We start from the raw sequence: 22443 nt of genomic DNA on the forward strand, positions 1-22443 counted from the left end.
GGGGAGACTCTGGTGTCGTCGCTTGTGACTGAATCCTCCCCGCACCTCTGTGCGACAGCGGATGCCTACGATGCCGTCGCAGTCCGCTACGCCGAATTCGCCCGCAATGAGCTTGACGCTCTTCCGCTGGATCGCGCGGTGCTCGCTGCGTTCGCCGAGCTCGCGCGGACCACCGGTGCCGGGCCGGTTGCCGGGCCCGTTGCCGAGCTGGGGTGCGGCGCTGGACGTGTGACCGCGCACCTGCGGGACCGGGGCTGGATGTCTTCGGCGTCGACCTGTCGCCGGTGATGATCGATCTCACCCGCGAGGCATACCAAGACCTGCGGTTCGAGGTCGGATCCATGGACGCCCTGGACCTGGCCGACGGCAACCTGAACGGCATCGTGTTCTGGTATTCGGTCATTCACACCCCACCGCAGGACATGTCCTCGTACTTCGCCGAATTCCGGCGGGTACTCGCGTCGCGGGGCCGCGTCGTAGTTCAACGGCCGACACGGGCGGTGCAGAGTCCAGCAGAGTGGCTGCCTGGGACCACGGGGACTCCCTTTCGCCAGGCTTCCTCCAGATTGAGCGCAGCCAGACAAATGCGTCGGGTGTGGCGGGCAGTTCCTGGTAGTCGCGTGTGCCCTCGCGGATCACGCCGACGGTCTGCCGGCCAACGATCGCATCGCCTTGGCGAGAGGTGAGCAGCTCTTCCGCGCGGGCGCCGGCAGCTCGCCTTCAACGCGGGAAGTGGCATGGGTTCGCCGCCCACACGTTACGCAAGCGGGTACTACTCGCCTGAGCGGCTGAACGAGTTCCAGCTATTTCAGGAGCCGGAAACCAGGCTGCTGGACCCACGCTCTGAGGAACTCCGCCGAGCCGTACGCGGCAGGCCATGGATCGGTCGTCGTTGCGACGATGCCCGGAAGGCCGGCCACGATGGGCACCTGGTCCTCCCGTAGTTCGGCGTTGGCAACGCCACCGATCACGTCCATGACGGCGGCGGTCAACAGAGCCGTGACGACGTGGTCGACTGGGCTGCTGCAGAACGCGATGACGTCGACGGCGTGGGTCGGGGTGAAGCCGACGAGAGGTTCCTGGTCGACTTCGTCGGCGCGCTCGGCGTCGAAAATGGCTTCGTCGCCGATGCCGGGCCCCATGAGAGAGACAAGGACGGGTCGACGTCCGTCGACGCCTCCGGTGTTCGTGATGCCGAGGCTCTCTGCGTGAACGTGCAGGTCGTACTCGCCGACCCGCTTCTCCTCAAACCGTGCCGAGGTGCAAGCCAGAGAGTTGCGGAGCCGCTGGATCGCCGCGCGGGGGACGGCCTCCGCCAACTCGATCACCAATACCGGTCCACTCATGGCTCGGAGCCTGGCCAGCCGGGACTGTAACCCCCAACCGAATACTCAGCGTGCCGGCGCCACAGAAGTTGAGCCAGAACCCGACTTCCGGCAGCGGATGTTCAGCACTTCGGGAGGCGCTCAATCTGGGCCGTGCTCGATGCTCACCAGAATGGACAGCACCCGGCCGGCGGCTCTCCTGCCGGGCACCCGTCTCAGCGCCGGAGTCACCAGTCGACGTGTGCGGTGACCCATCTGACCAGACCGTCTTCGTCGTCCGCAGGGGGCAGGCGGGGACCGCAGGCGAGTGGGGTGCAGGACAGCTGCAGGTGGGTGAGGAAGCCGTAGGGGCCGTTGTCGGCCGCCGGTCCGAGTACCAGGGCGTGGGTGGGGGTGCGCCAGATGCGGTGCGTCAGCGCGGGACCGGTGACCACGGCTACGGACGACAGAATCGTCCGCTCAGGGGCTGTGCCCAGGTGTTCGGTCACCGCCTGCGCTGCCTGCGCGAGCACGGCCTCGCAGTCCTGGTCGGTGCATGGTCTGCGGCCACTCCAGCCGGGCAGCTGCTGCCAGTCGTCCATGAGGTCGTACAGCCACGGTCCATTGGTCATGCTCTCGTCGTCCGGGTCGAGGGGGTACAGCTCGCCGAAGACGAGGAAGCGCCGGGCGTCCGGGTGCCCGAACGGGTTGCCGCCGTCGCTGCACAGCACGTGTCCGTATCCGGTGCGGAAGGAGTCGCAGACCAGTTCGTGATCCCAGCTCCATCCGCGTTGTTGCAGCTCCGCGTCCATGGCATCGACGTCGTCGGGGACCTGCGGTACGGCCGGCAGGGCGACGAGCTCGGCAACGGCCGCAGCGGTCAACGGTCGGTGGGCGAGGGCATGTACGGGTATCGGCATACAGATCACTCTAGAAGCGGCCGATGCTGTCGAGACTCCTGAACATTGCGTCCTGGCCGCGGTGAGCAATACAGCTGGGGCGTGCATCGGAAGCAGATCTTGGATCTCCAGAGGCACCGGGCAGTCGCCCCCCGCTACGAGAAGCTCGCCGTCCCCTATGAGGCGACCACCCTCGTCGCGGCCATCAACGAGTGGCTGTAGCCCCCCACGTACGCGCATCTTGTGCAACGCCGGCGCTCAAGCACAAGCGCACGGAGTCACCTGCCGACGGAACCGTCAGCCTGTTCCCGGAGGATGTCGGCATGGCCCGCATGGCGGGCGGTCTCTTCAATCATATGTACCAGCACCCAACGCATCGATCGCATAGCCTCGGCTTTGCCGGCCGCCCGAGCGCACGGACGGTTCAAGTCGTCACAACCCTCGATGATTTCGTTGGATCGCTCGATGGCGCCGCGATAGGCGGCAAGAAGACTCTCAGCGCTGTCACCCTCGGCGAGCTCCATGCCGAAGTCCGGATGCGCGACGTCGGCGCCCTCGAAGGCCCAGACGAACCAGTAGAGCTCCGCCGAAGTCAGGTGTTTGACCAGGCCGAAGACGCTGGTGCCAGAGGGCACTCCAGAAGTACGTCCTTGCTCGTCGTCAAGGCCCTGCGTCTTAGCAGCCACCGCATCCCGGACGTAGTTCAGGAACGCGAGCAGAGTCGACTTCTCATCGGAGTCATTGCCGGGTGGACCTACGTCGCGGCGCGGTTGAGTGTCTGTCACCGAGGCACCCTAGCTTGATCCACTTCCGAAACACACCCTGGAACGGGTCGGCTTCGACGCCGTGATCACACAGTCGTTGTGTGATCATCCACTGCTTCAGGTGCTCCCTGCCCGAACGCGAGGCGGCAGCGTTCAACCTGCTCGGCCACCTGCTCCACGAACCAGCACATGATCTTGTAGGGGATGACGTGCTCGTCTTGGCTGTGGATGTGGACGGCTGGCTCCAGGCTACGAGTTCACAGACTGCTTTCAGCGCAGATCGAGCAGCATCACGTCATGGAGCTCCGCGCCCTCGCCCCATGGCCGCGCCTCGCCGATCTTGCGGTATCCCCACGCCCGGTAAGCGGCCGACGCCGCCTTGCTCGCCGGGTGGACGTTCAACAGCACCCGCTCGGCTCCGATGCCGTCGAGCAGCGTCTTGTGCAGACGCCGCGCAACACCCTGTCCGCGCCACGGTCCGCGCACGGCTAGTTCCATGAGCCCGAAGGTGCGGTGCCCGTCCTCGCGCCGCATGTCGTCGGGCACGGGCTCGGTCAGTTCGTCCCACCACACCGTATCGGGCCCGAGCGGGTAGCCGTACGCCATGCCGATCGGCTCGCCCTCCGAGGTACGGGCCAAGACAGCGCGAAAGGTGCGGTTGCGAGCCTGTACGGGGAAGCGGCGGAAGGCGGCGGCGATGTCGTCCTCGGTCTCGTTGTACGGAGGCTCCGCGAACGCTTCGGCGTAGATCAGCTTGAACGCGTCCTCGGCCTGCACTGCGGCCGATCCATCCATGCGCCCTATCGCGATGATCCCTTGCTGCGTCATGTGGTTCCCCCTCGAACGGTCACGCAAATGCGCTCGGCGCGCACTCGCGGCCGCTGAAACTCCCGGATCTTACCCACCAAGGGCAGTGAGACGGTGCTGGGCCAGTATGGGCAGACGGTTGAGGAAGGACAGACGTCGATCACTCGGCTGATCGTCGGCAGGACGCAACCGGCGCCGGGACGGCCTCGCTCAGCTCTACACACCAGCCGTCGTCCGGCAAGGCGTAGTGGCACTGGATGGCGCAGTGGCGGCCTGCATGAACGCGCAGCTCAGGCATGTCCGCAGGCTGCCACAGCTGCCCCGTCGGAGTCTCGCGAGTATCCGCTCAGCACTTGATGCGCGCCCAACCGCCATGGGCGGGACAAGCCTTAGGTCTGCGAGCATGGGGCGGAGGCGGGTAGCGAATGGCCGATCCACAGATTCCAGGCATTGCTCACCGCTACACGCCAGGAGCCCGGTACTGGACTCGCTCGGCTGTGCGCAGGGCATCCACCGTTTCATCGACGGTCAGGAGAACGGTCGTCTCGAACGAGCTAAGCGCGCCGCCTCCACTAATCGCCAGTGCAACTGCGGCCATGGACACGTTGTCCGGAGCTTCCCACAGGTTATAGCCGTCGTGCGTGCCAAAGGCATACCAGAAGCCATGGAGCTTCCCACCGACGGACTCGATGTACGACTGAGCTGCCTTTGCGCGGTCCTCGGGGTGGCCGATCAGCCTCGCCCAAGTCTCCGGTGTGTAGCTGAACCTCGATAGATAGAGCGGCATTGTGTCTCCCTTTCGTTTCATCAAGGGATGCCCCCGCTGGGCGGGAGAAGCGCCGGAGCGTCCCGCGCGTCCCCCGAACGGCCGGGGACGATGACCGGCGTGGCCCACTGTCGACAGGTGAGTGGGGCCGCCCCGGCAGTGTGAAGGGGCTTTGGGCGGGAGCTGTGATGGGGCGAGAGATCGGGGGCCCGTACCTCCACACCATGGTCCACGTACGCAGCCACACCGGATCATTGCTGAGCTGGCTGACGGCCTCCACGGGGACGGCGTACGGCAGGGAGAGCTCGTCCATGGCGCAAGCGCGCGACCAGACGGGACTGGCGTCGTGTACGGCAACGCCATCCGAGGAGTCCATGCCTCCGGGACACCGCAGCCGCGTCGCTCTACCACGGGAGATCACCGGAATCCGTCCAATGGCCTCGGTAGGCGCCACCCTGCCCGCGCACACGCTCAACTGGCCAACTGGAACGCTCAGTCACACGGCTGTGACTGAGCGCTTCACTTGGCGGACGAGCGCTGGGTTTGGGGGGTGAGCGTCTGAGTTGGCAGGCAGGGTGACGGCGCGCGAACCCGCGTCAGTTGATCGACCCGCGCGTGGCGTGCAACCTTTTATGGGGTTGATCAGTCTTCTCAGCGACCACCGTCGTGGTCGCGCCTACGAGGAGATCGTCATTTCCGCCATACGCAAGACTCTGACCGCCACTGCCGTCGCCACTGTGGTCCTGGCCGGCTCCGCCGCCTGCGGCACGGTGGAAAACCTGTCCGCCGGGCAGAAGCTCGACCGGGCCTTCGACAAGCTCGGCAAGGAGCACTCGCTCTCCTTCGAGCTCGACCTGGACGCCGACGCCAAGACACTGAAGGCGCTGGATGCCGACGCGGAGCCTGGCGAGGAGATTCCGGACGAGGTCGCCGAGTTGCTCAGTGGTGGGCGGATCTCCGTCTCCATGCAGTCCAAGAAGCCTTTGGCCGAGTCCGGCGACAAGGACATCACCGGCATGGCCATGAAGTTCAGCAGCCCGGACGGTGACCTGTTCGAGTACCGGCTCGTCGGCAAGTACACGTATTTCCGCGCCGACGTGGACGGCTTCGAGAAGATGACCGGCAGCCCCATGCCGTCCGCCGACGACCTGCCCGAGAGCGCTGGAGCCTTCAAGAAGCTGCTTGAGGGCGAATGGGTCAAGGTCGCGACGAAGGACCTTGAGAAAACCCGCGACGAGATGGACGAAATGCAGGGCCCGGAGGGTGGGAAGCCGTCGGCGGAACCCACGCTCGACGCCAAGACGCAGAAGAAGCTCATGAAGGCCCTCCGGGAGGTCATCGCTCGCAAGGTCGACTTCCAGACCGCCGACGGGAAGGACGGCACCGAGCGCATCACCGCCACCGCTCCCTTCCGCACCCTGCTCGCCGAGCTGATCGACGAGATCCGCCCGCTGTCGAAGGACCTGCCGCCGGGTGTCGAGCTGCCAACGGACAAGGACCTCAAGGAGGCGCCGAACAAGAAGGTCACGGCCCACTTCACGCTCCGCAACGGTGCGCTGACCGAGGTGTCCGTGGATCTTGCCAAGCTGGCGGAAGACGCGAAGGTGAAGAAGCTCGCACTTGTGCTGCGCATGGGCAAGGGCGAAGAGGCCACGGCTCCGGCCGGAGCTACCGAGGTGAAGATGGACGAGCTGATGGAGAGCTTCGTCGGGGGAGCCTCGGACGCGGCCTTTGAGGATGAGGAGTTCCCGGAGGATGCACAGGGGTGACGCCCGGCGGCAGGTGGAGCCAGTGCCGCCTGTGTCGGCGTCGGAGGAGGATGCTCTTATGGATGTCAAGCGGCGGTTGTGAGGTGACTCGGGGCCGCTGCTGTGGCGTTGGTGGTGGTCAGGACGTGGAAGATCTCGCGGGCGATGAACCGCTTGAGGCAGCGGATGATCTCCTTCTTCGAGAGGCCTTCTTTGGTGCGTCGTTCCATGTAGGTGCGGGTGCGCTGGTCCCAGCGCAGCCGGCAGAGAACGATTCGGTAGAGGGCGGCGTTCGCGGCGCGGTCGCCGCCCCGGTTGAGGCGGTGGCGGTGGGTGCGGCCGGATGAGGCCGGCAGTGGGGCGACGCCGCAGAGCATCGCGAACGCGGCCTCGGAGCGGAGCCGGCCGGGGTTGTCGCCCGCGGTGACCAGCAGTTGGCCCGCGACGTCCGGGCCGACGCCGTTGAGCTCGCTCAGGACCGGGTTGATCTCCTGGGTGAGTGGGGCTATGAGCTCGTCCAGTTCGTCGATCTCCTGGCCCAGGTCGCGGTGGCGGCGGGCGAGGGAGCGCAGGGCGATCTTCGTCGCGGTGACCGGGTCGCCCGCCTGGCCGGGGCTGGGGCGGAATGCCGCGCAGATGGTCAGCAGGTCCTTGTCCTTCAGGTGCCGCAGCATGGTGCGGACCCCTTCCGGTGCGGTGATGATCAGGGTCTTGATCTGCCGGGTGACGTCGGCCCTTTGCTGGACCGCGCTGCGGCGGGCGACCCGCAGGGCCCGCAGGGCCTCGACGCGGCCGTCACGAAACTTCGGGGTGCCGGTGCGGCGTTCGGCCAGCGCGGCCCGGGCCGCTGCCTCGGCGTCGACCGGGTCGGACTTGCCCTGCCAGCGACGGGTCTTGCGGTCCGGGCGGTCGATCTCGACCACCGTCACGTCGTGTTCACGCAGGTGGCGGGACAGGCCCGCGCCGTAGGCTCCGGTGCCCTCAACTCCGACCAGGACCAGGACGCCGAAGGAGCGGAGCCAGGTCAGGAGCTTGCGGTATCCGAGCGCGGAGGCGGGGAACTGGGCCGAGCCCAGGACCCGGCCGGCCGCGTCGACCGCGGCCGCGGTGTGGGTGTCCTTGTGGGTGTCGACGCCGCCGGTGACCTCGACCTCATGCTGTGCCATCGTGGATCGTGCCGTCCTCTCCATTCGACCGGGCAGGATGGCACCCGTCGGCCGGGAGGGCGGACAAGACAGTGATGGGGCCTCTGGCCAGGCTCTTATGAAGTCACGCCCCCCGGTCCGGCGGATGCACGCGAGCGCCCCCCGGCCGGAGCCGACAAATCCCGTTGAGGACCCGAAGTCAGTCAGTCGGTGGGTCAGACCCCGCCGGGGAACGCTCACGTACATCCTCACTGTCAGTCGGGCATACCGGCCGAACCTGCGGTACGACCACGTTCCGTGAGGATGCTGGGCCGGTGAGGTGGAGGCCGGCGTGGGCAGAGGGGTTCGAACAGTGCCGAGGTTCCTGAACGAGCGACTCGGTGATCGCATCGCCTTCCCAGCGCCGTCCGGCCCCTGAACCGAACGCCCACAAGGCCCCTGACCGGCCCGTGCCGGCGGCCACTTCGCCAACTCAGACGCTCATCCCCGCCAAGCGAAGCGCTCCACCGCCAAGTGAATCGCTCAGTCACACGAGGTGTGACTGAGCGTTTCAGTTGCCCTTACGTTCCTGGGACAGCATGGTCGGAGCCAGCCCCTGCTTGCGGGCCGCTTCTTCGTGCGTTTTCTGCGCGTTGCTGCTGGGGGCCGCCGCGCTCTGGTTCTCCACCACCGGTCTGCCGGTCCTCGGCCCGGTGACGGCCGTGGTCGTGCCGCGTTGCTGCCCCGCGAGGGGGGCAGTCTGGCAAGGGCACGCGGATGACAGGGTCCAAGGAGCGCCTGTTGAAACCGGCCTGCAGATCCAGAGCGGCCAGCCGTTGCCTGTGCATACCACTGCTGTGCTGCTGGCCTTCGGGGCTGACCCGGAGCTCGCAGATCCAGAGGGTCACACCCCCATGGTCGTGGCCGATCATTACGGCCACGACCTGGCGGTGAAGCTACTGCGGGCCCACATCAGCGGGCGAGCCGCCGGTAACAGATGAGGGTGCACGCGATGCTCGTGAAGGCGAGGAAGTGCTCGGCCTTGCGCTCGTATCGACGGTGGAGACGGCGGCGGCCGGCGAGCCAGGACATGGTGCGTTCGATGGTCCAACGGTGACGTCCCAACCGCTGCGAGGTCTCAACTCCCTTGCGGGCGATGCGGTGCCGGATGCCTCGGCTGCATCCGCGTCAACGCCGTCGCGCCGGGTTCGACCCGCACCCGGATCGCCGACAACGCCTTCGAGCGGTTCCCCGAGGTCATCCCGGCCTCGCGGCGAAGACCGCGCTCGGCCGGGTCGGCCAACCCGACGACATCGGCATGGTGATCGCCACCCTGCTCTCCGAGGAGAGCCGCTAAATCACCGCACAGAACATTGAGGTGGCCGGCGGCTGCAACCTCTAAGCACCCCTGACGGAATGATCCTGGAGGCCGGTGTTCTTGCTCGCTGGTGCGTACGACGTCGGGCTGCTGCCGCGGAACTCGCGGAGTATGCCGGTCTCTTCGGGTCTCTTCGGGCACGCCGAGTCGGCGGTGCAACCCGGCGCCGGGCACCGGCTGGACCCGGCGCCGGGCACCGGCTGGACGATCCCGTGTGGTTCACGTGGACATGGGCGGCCCTTCTTGGCTGACGGCGGCGAGCAGCAGTTTCGCGGCCACCGTTGTCCCGTCGGTGCGGATCGTGCCGGCCACGGCGGTTGCTCGTGCGCGGGTCTCGGGGGTCAGGGCCGTCTTGAGTGCGGCTGACAGGGACTCGGTGGTCGGGGTCGGACCGTCGTGTGCCGCGCCGATGCCCAGGTCGGCCACCCGGCCGGCCCAGTACGGCTGGTCTCCTCCCTGGGGTACCACCACCTGAGGCGCGCCGGCCCGGGTGGCGGTCGTCGTGGTGCCCGCGCTGCCGTGGTGTACGGCGGCGGCCACCCGGCGGAACAGTGCCTGATGGTTGACCTCGCCGACGGTGAAGCAGTCGTCCTGGTCGTCGATCAGGGGCAGGTCGGCCCAGCCGCGGGAGACGACGGCGCGGCGCCCGTGCGCGCGGATCGCCTCGATGGTCACCCGGGCGACGTCCTTCGGGGCGCTCATGGGCGTGCTGCCGAAGCCCACGTACACGGGTGGTGTGCCGGCGTCCAGGAACGCCACCAGCTCGGCCTGGAGCGGGCGTTCGTCGGTCAGGGTCCACGCGCCGGTCTGCACCACGTCGAGGTCCGTCGGCTGCCACGGGGCCAGGATCGGGTCCGTGGCCAGCCACGGGTGGTCGGTGAAGGCGTAGTCGCGGATGTTGTCCACCGGTGGCAGGCCGACCGATGCCCGGTGGGTGTTGAGCACCTCGCCGAACATCGCGTTCGCGATCTGGGCGTCCTGGTCCCACAGTGCCTGGTTGTCGGTCGCCTCCGGTGGCAGCGGCTGCCCGCGCCGCACGGGCGGTCGGCGGTACGGCGACGGCAGGCTGACCGGCTGGTGGCTCGCGTGCACGTAGCGGATGCCCAGTTTCTCGGCCACCGACCGCGCGCCGGCCGTGACCGGCAACGGGCCGGTCGCCACCAGCGCATCACATCCCTCAGCCGCCGCGGCGACCGTGTCGAACTGTGCGGCCATCAACTCGGCCGCACGCTGCGCCAGGCCCACCACCGACCCCGGCGTCACCGAGGTCACCAGCGGGCGCACCGGCCGGCCGGTCGGCACCACCTCCACGCCGACCTCGGCCAGCCGCTCCGTGAACTCCTCGTCCGGCGGCGCGCACACCCGCACCTCCGCGCCCAGTTCCCGCAACCGCACCGCGAGTCCCGCTATCGGTTCGACGCTCCCGCGCGACCCGTACGTCGAAAACAACACACGCATTTCGTGACTCTCATTTCCGCAGGTTCTGGCTTCGGTGGGCGATTCTGCGGTATCACCCGGGTCTTGCCGCAAGCCCCCCGGTGCGCTATATGTTGATCATGCAAAAGGAGTGAGTGCCCTCCTTTGCCTTCACGTCCGCTGTGGAACGACAGCTTCCTCGCGATGCGGCGGTGCGCCGCGTACGGCGGTAGTGTCGCCCAGGAGGGACCTCCCATGCGTCGCACGCCGTCTCAGGAGCCCCTATCGCAGTGAGTTCAGGCGTCGCCGGCAGATCAGTGCGCATCCCAGGTTGAGGAACGCTTCGTGGATGTCGTCGCGTCTCTCCCAGCGGATTCGCAGGCGTCGGAACCAGTGCCGGTGAGCGAACGCCCGCTCCACAACCCAGCGTTGCGTGCCCAGGCCGGAACCGTGCTCGGTGCCCCTGCGGGCGATCAGTGGCACCGGGGCCCGGGCGCGCTCCGCGACCCTGGTGCCCAACTCCCCATTGGTGCCCGCGATACACGGATCATAGAATCAATCACTCCTGTCTCCGCGCAAGAGCATCGCGATCACCGCGCTCTTCTTCACCCTCCGCGGCCTCGAGCTGCACCCGTTCACGAGAACCCGCCGCTCGGCGGTCAGGCCCCCGCCTTGTGCGTACCGCATACCACCGGCATACCGCAGGGGTCACCAAACCGTCACTACCCGACGCCTATCCGGAACCCCGGGTAGGGGTGTCCTGTGGCCGGTGACGGTCGATGGGTTGCCGTGGTGGCTGTATTACACGGTTCATTGGACGGATCAAAATGGGATGCTCAACCGTTCGGCCACGTCTATACGGCTCCTCGCAGAGGCTGATCTCGGCTGGCTCCGGCAGTGTGATCTGGCCCGCATGTCCGCGGGTTTCGACCTCACTTAGCGATCATTCGGGCATGATCTGTCAGTGCGATTTGGGCCCCACCTGGGCGTCGCTGTGTGCTGTCTGGACATGGCCGTGCCCGGGGCGCGGGCGCCCGACGACGGGGTGGGAGAAGCGTGTGATCGTCTGGGTGAACGGTGCGTTCGGCAGCGGGAAAAGCACTCTGGTGAATGAACTGCGTATGCGCTGGCCCGAGGCGTTGGTCTATGACCCGGAGCTTGTCGGGTACGCGTTGCGCGAGATCGTGGAGGTGCCGACCGGTGATTTCCAGGATCTGCGGCTGTGGCGGAGACAGGTAGCGGACCTGGCCGTGGGTCTGGTCGAGGAGTATCAACGCCCCATCCTGGTCCCCATGACGTTGGTCAACCGCGGGTATGTCTGCGAGATCTTCGGTGCACTGAAGGACGCGAACATCGTCGTCCACCACTTCTTCCTCAAAGTCTCTGCAGAAGTCTTGGTAAAGAGGATCGACGGACGAAGCTTCACCCCCGGTGATCACGCCACGGATGAGCGGGTCCGGCAGTGGTGCAAGGCCAGGATCGAGACGTGCACGGCCGCAGTCGACACCTTACCCAGTGACACCGTGTTCTTGGACGGTGAGCTGACTCCGGGGGAGCTGGCCGACAACGTGCTTGCCCGCGTCCGTACGGGTAGTCCGCCCTGCGCTTGAGGAGCACTTCAGTCGGCGGGCTCGTGCTCCAGACCCGCGATCCGCGGATCGATGGCGTACGGCACGACAAGAACGGCGTCGTGGAGGGTGCATGGCCGGTATGGGCGTCAACTTGCCGATGCTGCTGTGGGCACCGCGCCGGTGGTGATTCAGCTGATGGTCCGCAGGTTCAAGTGCCGCAGTTCCGGATCCCGAACGAGATGCGTTGGCGCTACGCGCCTTCTGGACACACCCCCTGTCGCGAATGGGGGACAGAGGGCGCGACCTCCGTCGGCTGGTGTTGAACCCCGCCACGTCGCTACGCGACCTTCTCTGATGCGAAGCGGCATCGCGCCCTGTGAGGGGATAGCCGTAATCGCTTCAGCGAGCTGCTCACACAGCAATCGACCCACATGTCTGGGCCCGGCCGCAGTGGTGGCCGTGTCCTGGACGTCCTGCTTCTGTCCGCTCTTGCCCGTGCCAGGTGCCTCCACGACTCAATCCGATGGTGCGTAGGTCAACGTGGCGCTGCCGCCGTGTCACCTGGCAGCTGCTCTCCGGGGCCGTCAGGGCGAGGGCGACGTTCGTCATCGCATGGCCTCGCTGCGAGACCGACCACCGCTCGGTACGTATCGCGTGACCGACGATTCACCGATCGTGTCGAACGGATGTGCCGAAGCGGCATCGTAACCACGGACATCTCAAGATCACGCCGCCCCGACCTGGCCCGCGAAGCCCGGCCCGGTGAAGCCCGATGGCCGGCGGATGAGGGGAAGAAGTCCAGGTGAACCGCCCTTCGTCGCGGGTGGGAGCGTGCCTGCAACGAGCACATCTGGCCCACAAGGCGTATATGTGAAGCCATTGGAAGACAAACATGGTGCGGTAAGGCAAACCGTGCGGTGGCTCCGTTCCTTCCGGGTCGTGAGCGCGGCCTGGCAGCAGGAGAAGCACTGTGAAAGTCCTGCAACCCACGCTGGCGAAGGTGCCGTGGATGCTCGCGGCGCTGGCCCTCGTGGCTGGCGTCCTGCTGAACCTTTTCGCGCCCGAGCCGTACACGGGACTCCCGCTGCTGGCCGCCGCACCGCTCGTCGCGGGCGCCACGCTCTCCTTCCGCTCCGCGCTCGCCGTCGTGTGTGTCACGTGCGTGGTCTCGGTGGCGGTGGATATCGAACGCGGACGTCCGGCGACGCCATTGCTTGTCGATCTGTCCGTGGTCGGCCTGATCGGCGTGCTGGCTCTCGCGGTCAACCGGCTCATTGCGCGGCAAGGGCGCGATCTGGCGCTGGCCAGGGATGTCGCGGAGGCGGTCCAGCGGGCGGTGCTCCCGGACCCGCCGAGGGAGGTCGGGCCGCTGACCGTGGCTGCGGGGTATACGGCGGCGCAGGCCGAGGCGCGGATCGGCGGTGATCTCTTCGCGGTGCAGGAGACGCCGTTCGGGGTGCGGATGATCATCGGAGATGTGCGGGGCAAAGGTATTGCGGCTGTCGCGGCCGTGGCGGTCGCGATCGGAACGTTCCGTCAGGAGGCCGAGTACGCTCCCACCTTGGACACGCTGGGTCAGCGGATGGACGAGGCGCTGGCCAGGGCAGCAGCCCAGAGCGGCCCGGTGATCTCCACGGAGGGCTTCACCACCGCTGTGCTGGCCGAGGTCTCCGCCGACGGCGAGGTGCTGAGCCTGGTGAACCGCGGGCATCCGGCCCCGTACCTGGTTCACGACGGACGGCTCGTACGGCTCGACCCGACCGCCCCACAGCTGCCCCTCGGGGTGGGGCTGGGCGATATCACTCCTGTCGGCTCCGTGCCCGTCGATGTGGTGCGGCTGCCCCCGGGGGCCTCGCTGCTGCTGGTGACTGACGGTGTCACCGAGGCGCGGGACAAGCGGGGGACCTTCTATGATCCGGTCTTCTCAGGGCGCATGCGCAGGCGGTTCAGAAACCCCGATGAACTGGTGGATGCCCTCACCAAAGACGTCGGCCGCTGGACCGAGGGTGAGCACGAGGACGACATGGCCATCCTGGTGGTCACCCGGAGCCGCCCTCCCCGCGTCGCCTGATCGAGAAGCAAGCCTCCATGGCCGGAGCGGCCTGGGCGGAAGCCTATGCCCATATGTTGGACTAGTTGGTCACTATGTGGACGCCTTGGCTGCTGTGATCTTCGTGCGGGGACGATGCCTGGCATGACTGCGGAGATACGGAAGGCGTACCTACTGGCTGCCGAACGGGTTGTGCAGCTCCTGGCGACGGAAGAGGTGGCGCACTGTTGGGAGAAAGAGTCCGTGCTGCCGGGGATGTCGGTGGGCGGACTGGCTGGTCACCTTGCGCGCAGCGTTCTGCAGGTCGAGTGGTTCCTTGATGGTCAGGTGGTCGGTGCGGAGCCGGTGTCACCGGTGCGCTACTACGCCAGGCTCGTCGGCACCTCCGTGCCCGACTCCGCGCTCAACGTCGGCGTGCGTGCACGGAGCGAGGAAACGGCCGCAGCCGGCTCCACCATCGTTGCCGAGCAGGCGCAGGCTGCGTGGCAACGGCTGGCGCAGCGGTTGGACAAGGAGCCGGCCGATCGACGAGTGGCCATCCTCCACCGACCAGGAGAGGAAATGCTGCTCGACGGCTACCTCCAGACCCGCTGTGTCGAACTGGCAGTTCACCTCGATGACTTGGCTTTGAGCGTGGGCGCTCGTTGCCAGGCGCCCGAAGCCGCACTCGCTGTCGCGGTTGACGTGCTTGTCGCAGCTGCCCGCGACCGGCATGGCGATCAGGCCGTGTTGCATGCGCTGGCCAGACGCGAACGTGATGTCGACCAGGTCTTGCGTGTGCTGTAGGCGGCCTCACCCTCAATTGGGCAAGAAGTCCGAGAGGGCCCATCGGAAGCGACGGGCCCTCAGGGGCAGCCTGACTCTGCTCGCCGAACGTCTTCAGTCGGCAATGGCAGTCGTTCTGATCGTTGCGCTCCGGTGTTGGAGATTCCCCTGACCGCCGGCAACCGGCACGACGTCACTCAGCTGATCCCCGCTCCTTGACGCCGTCCCACGCATCCGGGGTCGGCGCGGGCGCCCGCGCCACCGGCCGCACCGACTCTTCGCGGACCGAGCGGATGTTCGCGTGGCGGCACCGGCTCAAACGGCTACGGATCCGGTACGAGATTCGCGTCGATCTCCACCAAGGGCTCCTCGAACTCGCCTGCGCCATCATCTGCTTGAGGTTCCGTCGGCCGCATGGTCGTTGCGGTAGGCCGCCTCTTCAAGCGCAGGCTGACGTTACAGCGAGGCTCAGGATCTGGGCAGCGGCTTCCTATGGGGCAGGGGCCGTCCTCGCCAGGTAGACGGTGTTGGCCGACTCGCACTCCTGCAACGGATTGTCAAAGGTCACAACCTCGGCCTTCGCCTCGGCGAAGCTCTGGGTGAGCGCCGCCGTGAACTCCTCGTCCGGGGGTTCGTTCGACCAGAGCGCGAACACCCCACCAGGGACGAGCCGTTGCCCGAGGCGCTGCAACCCCGCAGGTTCGTAGAACTCGGCGTTGCCGGGATGCAGCAGATGGCTCGGCGAATGGTCGATGTCGACGACGATCGCATGGAACCGCCGGCCGGGGTCGGCCGGGTCGAGCCCGCCGGGGGACCGAAGCATCGCGAAGAAGTCGCCGTGGACCAGCCTGCATCGGGGATCTGATGCAACGCCGGAAGGTAGCAATTCCCGCTGATGCCATTCGATCACCTCGCTGAGCGCATCGACGACGATCAGTGAGCGGACGTCCGGGTTCTCCAGTACCGCCTGCGCGGTACAGCCGAGACCGAGCCCACCCACAACCACGTCAAGAGCCGAGTCCGTCAGCTCCGCGAGAGCCAGCCGCCCCAACTCCACTTCGGCCACAGTGAACAGACTTGACATCAGGAACTCGTCGTTGAGCTTGATCTCATAGACGTCCTTGCCGACTCCGGGGTACCACCGCCGACGAAGGGCGAGCTCCCCCAACGGCGTAAGGCGCCAGTCGAGCTCCTGGAACCGGGCACTCATCCGATCTTCCCTCATCTCTTCAGCCGCCGCCGCAGACTATAGACAGCCCTGGCCGGTGCCGTTCACCCTTGGTAGCACCTGAAGTGCCCGCAGTGTGCTGCACGTCGATAGGAGCAGTGACATCGCAGCGGGATGTCTGCGAGCGGCTCGCTGCGCTCCGGCGGTCCACCTGGACCTGCGGCATCGCCGACGGCAAAGGCCCGCAGCTATCGAGGAAGAGGCCGCAGAGCCGCACGTTGACCTTCGACTGACGGGTGACTCCCGGTTTCGGTGTCCCGGGTCTGGAGGGTGCGGGTCTGGCGTCGCACGCACACGACTCTCGCGCTTGTCCTTGGCTGTCTCGTCCAGGGTGTATGCGAAGTCCGCGGCCAGTCTGCGGCTATAGCCGTTTTGAGCAGACGCGTCCGGGCTCACCGTTGTCCTGGTTGCGGAGAGTGCCGCAGAAGGGGGCGTCCCGAGCGGTCAGCTTGCCGTGGAGTCGGGCGAACTCGGCGGCCAAGTCCCTCAGGTGGCATCGGTTCGCGCCGCAGTGACCGCCACCGTGGCGTAGCGCATCGTGAAGCTGCCTCCCACCGCGTCGATGGCGGTGCCGATGCCCGCCAGTACCTCCTCCAGCTTGGCCGGCGGGAGCTGGGTGTGTCCGCCGGTAGTGGGCAGCTGGTCCAGCCACTCGTCCCGGGTGTAGGACCGCTCCCAGTCGAATCGCCACTGCTCCGGCTCGCTGAACGCGCCCACCTCTCGGATGCCGTTGGCTGCCCGGGTGCACAGCGCCGAGTACCCGTCCGAGCCGGTCGTCCATTGGCGGGAAGCAAGCGAGTGGGGCATCACCCGGCGGTAGACCGCGGAGAAGGCTGCGGCCACGCCGGGCGAAGGCCGGCCCGCGTTCCAGAACACGGCCAGCCGGCCAGCAGGCCGCAGCGCCTCGGCCGCCTTCGCCGCTCCCGCAACCGGATCCACCCAATGCCAGGTCTGCCCGGAGACGACCGCATCGAATTCCCGGCCGGCCGGATCCCAGGCTTCGAACGCCGCCACCTCGACCTCGAGCCCGCGCTGTCGCGCCCACTCGGCCAACCGCGCGTCGACGTCGACCCCGAGCGCCCTGCAGCCGGCTGCTTGGAACTGCCGGGCTGCGATGCCGGTACCGATGCCGACGTCGAGAAAGTCGGGCCCGGGGCTTTCGGCGACGATCCGCTCCACCATCGCCTCGGGATAGCGGGGCCTGGCCCGGTCGTAGCGTTCAGGGTCCGAGCCGAACGCCGACTGGAGTTGAGGCGATTTCGCGGGCTGTACGAGTCCGGTGCGACGAGCTTGCGGGAGATCGCGAGGGAGACGGGACTGAACCGGCGCACGGTCGTCGAGTGCCTGCCGGGCCAGACGCCAGTCGCGCCGCCGAAGCAGGCGAACGGGCGGCCCCGTCGGCGGGTGGTGGACGAGGTTGCGCCGCGTATCGACGCGTGCGTTCGCCGTCAGGGTCCGGGCTGGGATGGATGCCGGCCGCACCCGCCTGTCACGCCGGCCGAGTTGAGGGAAGCCGTCGCTGATCGCCCCCCGGTCCGTTGCTGCGGAGGTCCGCGCAGAGCCGAGTTCATCCCCACCTGGCCCGGGACTCGCCACACCCCGCGGGTGCCGGAGAAGACCACGCGCGGTCCAGTTCTTCCGGAGCTGCGCGCGATCGGCTCGTTCGTGGCCGTGATGTCCAGTGTCCGTGGGCCGGGGGCAGATGATCAGCGTTCACACGTCACCTCAGAGTCGGCTGTCCCGGTCGTCGTGAGGGAGGGCGGGCGGTCTGGGCTGGCGTAGGTGACGATATCCGCGTGGGGTGGGGGCGGTCAGGCCCATCAACTGTGCTCAAGCCTTGGCGAGTGCGCAGGAATGGCACGCGGCGCTCACGGCCGGCCTCCGGCGGTGATCTCGTCGCGGATCAGGTTGCGGTGCTCCTCGTACACGAGCCGCGCGTCGTCGCTGGCGATCGCGTCGGTGTCGAGGCCGCAGGCGCACGTGACGATGGTGAGATCCGAAAGAGCCCGCAGGGTGTGCCCCTCAGGACCGGTCCAGCTCTCGCCCTCTACGTTCTTGAAGCGCAGACGGTGGCGGTGCACGGGCGGGCGCGGCTCGCTCGGAGTGAACGTCGCGTTGCTGTTGTCGAGGGTGAACCGGTTCTCGCTCATGTCGTCCATCATCCCTTCTTCGGCCGGCCCGGCGCTCGGGTAGTGGCCGCTCCACGTTCATCCTCTGGCTCCACGAACCCCGACATGATCACTTGTCAGACAGAACCTGGTGCCGCGTCAGGCAACGTTTGCCCTGTCGATGACGACGCGTAGGCGCCGGTCGTCGGCGTGGCGGTTCCGCCAGATGATGTAGCGGCGGATCATGTTCCCCCGCTCCTTGTGGTCGGCGTGGTCGGTGCCGTCGAGGGTGAAGCAGCGCAGGGCCGTGAACTGAGCCTCGATGCGGTTCAGTCAGGAGGAGTTCGTCGTCATCGATCTCACGCGCCCGTACTCGTTCTGCCACCGGCACAGGTTCCCGCATCCACCGACCAGGTCCGTCGCTCCAGGCGTGTTCGCCCTCGGCAAAGGCAGTCGTGGGGTGGTCCAGTCGGCCCTTGTCAGGGTTTCTTGACATCCGTGCTCCGTCAGGGCAGCCTGACATGCATGGGAGCTGAGGACACTCCGGCCTCGCTGGCCGGACAAGTCACCAACAAGGACCCCGCTGTGGGACTGCAGGCCGTCGTCGCACTGCGCCGTCTCCTGGAAGAGCTCGAGCGGGTTCACGTCGACAACGCCCGCGACCAGGGCTGGTCGTGGCAGAGCATCGCCACGTCGCTGAACGTCAGCAGACAGTCGGTGCATGAGAAGCATGCGAGCAGGCGCAAAGCCACCGGCAAGGAGGAGTAGAGGTGTTCGAGTTTTTCACCGACCGCGCGAGGCGCGCCGTGGTGCTGTCCCAGGACGAGGCGATCGCTCTCGGACATGACTTCATCGGTACGGAGCACATCCTGCTCGGCCTGGTCGGCACCGACCAGAGCACGGCTGGGGACGTGTTGCGCGAGCAGGGTGTCGAGCTGACGCGGGCCAGGGAGGAGACCGTACGGATCCTGCAGGCCGCCGGAATCGTCGCCGCCGGCGGACAACCCGCGAAGGACGCTCTGTCGTCCATCGGCATCGACGTCGAGGAGATCCAGCGCCGGGCCGACGACACCTTCGGCCCCGGCGCCTTCCAGTACCCGAGGCCCGCCTACACCCCGGATGCCAAGAAAGCCCTCGAATACACCCTGCGCGAGGCGCACGCAGTGGGCCACGAGAGGTTCGGCACCGAACACATCCTGCTCGGCTTGCTGGCAGCGGGAGAAGGCCGCGGCCTCGAGGTGCTGGCGGCCCTGGAGGTAGACCCCGCCGGCCTGCGTGAGGCGGTACTCGCCCGGGTGGCCAGGGAGGCCTCGTAGCGGCGACCGGGACATGCGGGCGCCGCCCGGCCCGGAAAGGCCGGGCGGCGTTGCGTGCCGTCCTGCGAGCGAACCGCCCCCGGACCGCTCATCCTCTGGCGAAACCACTGTGTCGACGACCAGCACCTACGCGTGGTCGTCGACAGGGCAAACGTTGCCTGATTCGGCACTGGGGCGTGTTTCGCCCTCGCGCTGGTAACGGCGGAACACCCGATACAGGCTCGACCACGGCCCATACCGTTCGGGCACGTCTCGCCACGGGCACCCCGCCCGGACACGGTGCCGGATCCCGCCGACCTGCCGACGCTAGGGTGAGAGGCGGCCGAAGGAGGCCAACGGCCAAGGGAGCCATGTATGACGCGGTACCTGATCTCGTTCGATGACGGCGCGATGACCTTCCCCGAGGAGGAGTTGCCCGAGGTGGCCGAGGCCTCGCACGAGGTGGTGCGGGAGGCTCAGGACGCCGCTGTGTGGGTCTTCGGTGGTGGACTGGAAAGGCAGCAGGCGAGCGTCGTGGCCACCGACGGGACCGTCACCGACGGCCCGTACCCGGAGACCAAGGCGGTCCTCGGCGGGTTCTCGATCATCGATGTGCCCTCACGTGAGGACGCGCTGGAGTGGGCTGCCAAAATCGCTGCCGCGTGCCGCTGTGCGCAAGAGGTCCGGGAGATCATGCCCGACCCGACCGTCTGATCGAAGACGACCCGCCGCGGCTGGGGCCTGTGGGCGACGCAGTCGAAGCGTTGCTGCCGGGCGCAGGGTGCGGTCGTCCGGCGCGGAACCTTACGACGAACGCCTCCTCCCAGGACCGACACTCCCCCCGGCTTCCGAAAACAGGACCTTAAGCTGCGCGGCGCTGGCAGCGGCGATGGTGCGCCATTCCTGCGGCACGTACTCCGGGCTGTCGACAACGATCCGGTCGGGGCGTCCGGGGATCTGTAAGGGGGCGGCACCACCGACAACGAGGATGCGCGTCCGGGCTGTTGCGGCCGCGTCGAGCAGCGCCTTCGTGGTCAGGACGAGGGTGTGTTCGTGCCCAGGGGCAGGACGGGTCGCAGCCACGATCGCGTCGGTGCCGTTGAACAGTCTGCTCATGTGGTCGGGTCGTCCGCGTCGCCCTCGACAGCGGTCACTCCGGGCGGCAGGGCGGCTGGCCGCTCTTTCCGGAATACCGCGATGAGGTCAATGTCCCCGGCTTGCGGCTTCGTTGACGACGCGCGAGCCGACCATGCCTGCGGCTCCGACGACGGTGATCTTCATCGAGGTGTCCCTTCCGGTGTGGGTGTTGAAACAGAGTCGCGTGAGCGGGTGGGCGAAGGAAGTTGTCCCGCGACGATCGCGGCGAGTGAGAGTCCGAACCCCACGAATTGGATCGGGCCGAGTGTCTGGCCGAGCAGGATGGCGCCGAGAACGGCGGCTACCAGCGGCGAGAGCAGGCCGAGCACCGCGACCGAGGTGACGGCCAATGTGGTGACGCCGCGGAACCACAGGACGTAGGCGATCAGACCGCCAATCAGGCCTAGCCAGAGGTAGCCGAGGGCGGCGGTCGGGTTGATCGCGGGAGGTGGCCCCTCGACAAGGAATGTGACGGGCACCAGGAACAGACCCCCTGCGGTGAGTTGCCAGCCGGCGAAAGCGGTGGGACTGACCTCGGCGGGCCGTCCCCAGCGTTTGGTGAGCGTCACGCCGAGAGCCATCGTGGCCGCGCCGGCAAGGCCTGCCACGATGCCGACGGTGTCGAGTGCCGCATTCGGCCCGATCACCACCAGGCCGACGCCCCCGACGCCTATCACGCCCCAGGTGAGGCGCCAGGCGGACGGGCTCTCGTGGAGGACTGCCACGGCCAGGACGGCGACTATGAGTGGCTGGGCCGCCGCCACGGTGGCGGCTACGCCTCCTGGCAGGCGTTCGGCCGCGGTGAACAACAGCGGGAAGAACAGTCCGATGTTCAGCACGCCGAGCACCGCGGCTTTCCCCCACCAGGCTCCGCGCGGAAGCGTCCGGGTGATCGCCAGCGCGATCAGGCCGGCGGGCAACGCACGCAGGAGTCCCGCGAACAGTGGGTGTCCCTGCGGGAGAAGCTCGGTGGTGACGACATAGGTCGTGCCCCACGCCAAGGGAGCGAGCGCCGTCAGGGCAGTGCGAGGCAGATTTTCACGGGGAGCACCTCTGCCGGCTCCGTTGGAACCCCTCGGTGCTGCTGGACTTGTCATGCTCGCAGTCTCACGTGGCGCGATCAATGAGTCCAATACATGTTTGTCAGTTCATTGATCTCGATACAAGATGGATCCATGGAGCTCCAGCAGATGCGCTACGTCGTCGCCGTCGCCGAGACGAACAGCTTCACCCGGGCCGCCGAACGATGTCTGGTTGTCCAGTCCGCCCTCAGTCACCAAATCGCACGCCTGGAAAGGGAACTTGGCGCGAGGCTCTTCGAGCGCACCAGCCGCCGGGTGCGGCTGACGCCGGCCGGTGAAGCGTTTCTCCCGGCCGCCCGCCAGTGTCTGGACGCCGCCGAACGCGCTGCCGCCGAGGTCGCCGCGGCTGTCGGAGAGGTACGCGGACGGCTCGCCGTGGGCCTGATCCCCACTGTTGCCGCGGTCGATATCCCGGGTGCGCTGCGTGACTTCCGCCAGCAGTACCCGCACGTGCGCATCAGCCTGCGTGTGGGCGCGAGCGAGGACCTCGTAGAGCAGGTCAAGCAAGGAGCCATCGATGTGGCTTTCCTTGGGCTGCCGACCACAGCGCGACCCCAAGGTGTCGCCGCCCACGAACTCGCCCGTGACCGCCTTGTCGCCGTGGTCGCGCCGGACCATCCACTCGCCGACGAACCAGCGGTCGACCTCCGCAGGCTTTCTTCCGAGGTATTCGTGGACCTTCCGGCCGGGACAGCCGGACGTGTCCAATCCGACCAAGCCTTCTCAGCCGCTGGTCTCGGTCGTGACGTCGCCTTCGAAGTGACCACCGCAGACTACATCGCACGACTCGTCGGGCAGGGCCTCGCCGTGGCCATGCTCCCCTCCGCATACGCGCCTCAGCTCGCCGGCGTCATCACCATCGAGGTCGCCGACGCGCCGGCCCGCGTCGAGTACGTCATCTGGAGCCGCTTCAGCCGCACGCCGGCGGCGACCGCCTTCCTTGCCGTTCTTGACATCCCGGCACAAGATCGACACGACTCGTGAAGCGCCTCGGATCGTCC

General features: G+C 67.6%; 19 protein-coding genes and 9 pseudogenes. 12 read left to right on the forward strand and 16 right to left on the reverse strand.

Annotation, left to right across the window (positions count from 1 at the left end):
• Window positions 1–24: 24 nt before the first annotated feature.
• Window positions 25–482: pseudogene (locus tag OG883_RS16330) on the forward strand (class I SAM-dependent methyltransferase); the annotation flags it as partial.
• A 321-nt stretch (window positions 483–803) separates the two neighbouring features.
• Here OG883_RS16330 and OG883_RS16335 read toward each other — a convergent pair.
• The 5 genes from OG883_RS16335 to OG883_RS16355 form a co-directional block, all read right to left on the reverse strand.
• The gene (locus OG883_RS16335) at window positions 804–1346 is read right to left on the reverse strand and encodes a DUF6368 family protein (RefSeq protein ID WP_266540700.1); all 543 of its coding nucleotides are present in this window, start codon (window positions 1344–1346) and stop codon (window positions 804–806) included.
• Window positions 1347–1552: 206 nt separating this feature from the next.
• Window positions 1553–2224: a hypothetical protein gene (locus OG883_RS16340; RefSeq protein WP_266540702.1), complete on the reverse strand. Its 672-nt coding sequence runs from the start codon at window positions 2222–2224 to the stop codon at window positions 1553–1555.
• A 257-nt stretch (window positions 2225–2481) separates the two neighbouring features.
• Window positions 2482–2988, reverse strand: a complete 507-nt coding sequence (locus tag OG883_RS16345; protein WP_266540704.1) for a DinB family protein — start codon at window positions 2986–2988, stop codon at window positions 2482–2484.
• 249 nt (window positions 2989–3237) lie between these two features.
• On the reverse strand, window positions 3238–3795 hold the full coding sequence (locus tag OG883_RS16350; protein WP_266540706.1) for an N-acetyltransferase: 558 nt from the start codon (window positions 3793–3795) through the stop codon (window positions 3238–3240).
• Window positions 3796–4234: 439 nt separating this feature from the next.
• On the reverse strand, window positions 4235–4561 hold the full coding sequence (locus OG883_RS16355) for a GYD domain-containing protein (protein ID WP_266540708.1): 327 nt from the start codon (window positions 4559–4561) through the stop codon (window positions 4235–4237).
• Between the two features lie 716 nt (window positions 4562–5277).
• On the opposite strand from OG883_RS16355, the gene OG883_RS16360 reads away from it, so the two are divergent.
• The gene (locus OG883_RS16360; RefSeq protein ID WP_266541611.1) at window positions 5278–6309 is read left to right on the forward strand and encodes a hypothetical protein; all 1032 of its coding nucleotides are present in this window, start codon (window positions 5278–5280) and stop codon (window positions 6307–6309) included.
• A gap of 65 nt (window positions 6310–6374) precedes the next feature.
• On the opposite strand, the gene OG883_RS16365 is transcribed toward OG883_RS16360, so the two are convergent.
• Window positions 6375–7454 (reverse strand): IS110 family transposase, encoded by a 1080-nt coding sequence (locus tag OG883_RS16365; RefSeq protein ID WP_266538647.1) that lies wholly within the window; start codon window positions 7452–7454, stop codon window positions 6375–6377.
• A gap of 776 nt (window positions 7455–8230) precedes the next feature.
• On the opposite strand from OG883_RS16365, the pseudogene OG883_RS16370 reads away from it, so the two are divergent.
• Window positions 8231–8413: pseudogene (locus OG883_RS16370) on the forward strand (ankyrin repeat domain-containing protein); the annotation flags it as partial.
• Here the strand turns inward: OG883_RS16370 and OG883_RS16375 are convergent.
• From OG883_RS16375 to OG883_RS16385, 3 genes and pseudogenes are all read right to left on the reverse strand, one after another.
• Window positions 8385–8591: pseudogene (locus tag OG883_RS16375) on the reverse strand (transposase); the annotation flags it as partial. The pseudogenes OG883_RS16370 and OG883_RS16375 overlap by 29 nt on opposite strands.
• A gap of 418 nt (window positions 8592–9009) precedes the next feature.
• Complete coding sequence (locus tag OG883_RS16380; RefSeq protein WP_266540710.1) at window positions 9010–10248, reverse strand: glycosyltransferase; 1239 nt, start codon at window positions 10246–10248, stop codon at window positions 9010–9012.
• A 240-nt stretch (window positions 10249–10488) separates the two neighbouring features.
• Window positions 10489–10686 (reverse strand): annotated as a pseudogene (locus OG883_RS16385) (transposase); the annotation flags it as partial.
• Between the two features lie 578 nt (window positions 10687–11264).
• Here OG883_RS16385 and OG883_RS16390 point away from each other — a divergent pair.
• The 4 genes and pseudogenes from OG883_RS16390 to OG883_RS16405 form a co-directional block, all read left to right on the forward strand.
• Window positions 11265–11816, forward strand: a complete 552-nt coding sequence (locus OG883_RS16390; RefSeq protein ID WP_266540712.1) for an AAA family ATPase — start codon at window positions 11265–11267, stop codon at window positions 11814–11816.
• 952 nt (window positions 11817–12768) lie between these two features.
• The gene (locus tag OG883_RS16395) at window positions 12769–13848 is read left to right on the forward strand and encodes a PP2C family protein-serine/threonine phosphatase (protein WP_266541613.1); all 1080 of its coding nucleotides are present in this window, start codon (window positions 12769–12771) and stop codon (window positions 13846–13848) included.
• 123 nt (window positions 13849–13971) lie between these two features.
• Window positions 13972–14613 (forward strand): maleylpyruvate isomerase N-terminal domain-containing protein, encoded by a 642-nt coding sequence (locus OG883_RS16400; protein ID WP_266540713.1) that lies wholly within the window; start codon window positions 13972–13974, stop codon window positions 14611–14613.
• 135 nt (window positions 14614–14748) lie between these two features.
• Window positions 14749–14993 (forward strand): annotated as a pseudogene (locus OG883_RS16405) (IS5/IS1182 family transposase); the annotation flags it as partial.
• A gap of 89 nt (window positions 14994–15082) precedes the next feature.
• On the opposite strand, the gene OG883_RS16410 reads toward OG883_RS16405, so the two are convergent.
• The 4 genes and pseudogenes from OG883_RS16410 to OG883_RS46780 form a co-directional block, all read right to left on the reverse strand.
• Window positions 15083–15802, reverse strand: a complete 720-nt coding sequence (locus OG883_RS16410; protein WP_266540715.1) for a spermidine synthase — start codon at window positions 15800–15802, stop codon at window positions 15083–15085.
• Window positions 15803–16306: 504 nt separating this feature from the next.
• Window positions 16307–17068: pseudogene (locus OG883_RS16415) on the reverse strand (class I SAM-dependent methyltransferase); the annotation flags it as partial.
• 620 nt (window positions 17069–17688) lie between these two features.
• Window positions 17689–17970 carry a hypothetical protein gene (locus tag OG883_RS16425; RefSeq protein WP_266540717.1) on the reverse strand — a complete coding sequence of 94 codons (282 nt, stop codon included), beginning with the start codon at window positions 17968–17970 and terminating at the stop codon, window positions 17689–17691.
• A gap of 117 nt (window positions 17971–18087) precedes the next feature.
• Window positions 18088–18276: pseudogene (locus tag OG883_RS46780) on the reverse strand (IS630 family transposase); the annotation flags it as partial.
• A 177-nt stretch (window positions 18277–18453) separates the two neighbouring features.
• Between OG883_RS46780 and OG883_RS16430 the strand changes: the two are divergent.
• From OG883_RS16430 to OG883_RS16440, 3 genes and pseudogenes are all read left to right on the forward strand, one after another.
• Entirely contained in the window at window positions 18454–18696 is a 243-nt protein-coding gene (locus OG883_RS16430; protein ID WP_189304925.1) for a hypothetical protein, read from the forward strand.
• A 2-nt stretch (window positions 18697–18698) separates the two neighbouring features.
• Window positions 18699–18887, forward strand: a pseudogene (locus tag OG883_RS16435) (Clp protease N-terminal domain-containing protein); the annotation flags it as partial.
• A 186-nt stretch (window positions 18888–19073) separates the two neighbouring features.
• Window positions 19074–19244 carry a Clp protease N-terminal domain-containing protein gene (locus OG883_RS16440; RefSeq protein ID WP_266541616.1) on the forward strand — a complete coding sequence of 57 codons (171 nt, stop codon included), beginning with the start codon at window positions 19074–19076 and terminating at the stop codon, window positions 19242–19244.
• Window positions 19245–19370: 126 nt separating this feature from the next.
• Here the strand turns inward: OG883_RS16440 and OG883_RS16445 are convergent.
• Window positions 19371–19538 (reverse strand): annotated as a pseudogene (locus OG883_RS16445) (transposase); the annotation flags it as partial.
• Between the two features lie 60 nt (window positions 19539–19598).
• Between OG883_RS16445 and OG883_RS16450 the strand changes: the two are divergent.
• Complete coding sequence (locus tag OG883_RS16450; RefSeq protein ID WP_266540722.1) at window positions 19599–19937, forward strand: YciI family protein; 339 nt, start codon at window positions 19599–19601, stop codon at window positions 19935–19937.
• Window positions 19938–20027: 90 nt separating this feature from the next.
• Here the strand turns inward: OG883_RS16450 and OG883_RS16455 are convergent, their stop codons facing one another.
• Together OG883_RS16455 and OG883_RS16460 are read right to left on the reverse strand one after the other, a co-directional pair.
• The gene (locus OG883_RS16455; protein WP_266540725.1) at window positions 20028–20339 is read right to left on the reverse strand and encodes a hypothetical protein; all 312 of its coding nucleotides are present in this window, start codon (window positions 20337–20339) and stop codon (window positions 20028–20030) included.
• A 161-nt stretch (window positions 20340–20500) separates the two neighbouring features.
• Complete coding sequence (locus OG883_RS16460) at window positions 20501–21457, reverse strand: EamA family transporter (RefSeq protein WP_266540728.1); 957 nt, start codon at window positions 21455–21457, stop codon at window positions 20501–20503.
• Between the two features lie 78 nt (window positions 21458–21535).
• Between OG883_RS16460 and OG883_RS16465 the strand changes: the two genes are divergently transcribed.
• The gene (locus OG883_RS16465; RefSeq protein ID WP_266540730.1) at window positions 21536–22426 is read left to right on the forward strand and encodes a LysR family transcriptional regulator; all 891 of its coding nucleotides are present in this window, start codon (window positions 21536–21538) and stop codon (window positions 22424–22426) included.
• The last annotated feature ends 17 nt before the right edge of the window (window positions 22427–22443 follow it).

This window comes from Streptomyces sp. NBC_01142 (assembly GCF_026341125.1).
Taxonomy (GTDB): domain Bacteria; phylum Actinomycetota; class Actinomycetes; order Streptomycetales; family Streptomycetaceae; genus Streptomyces.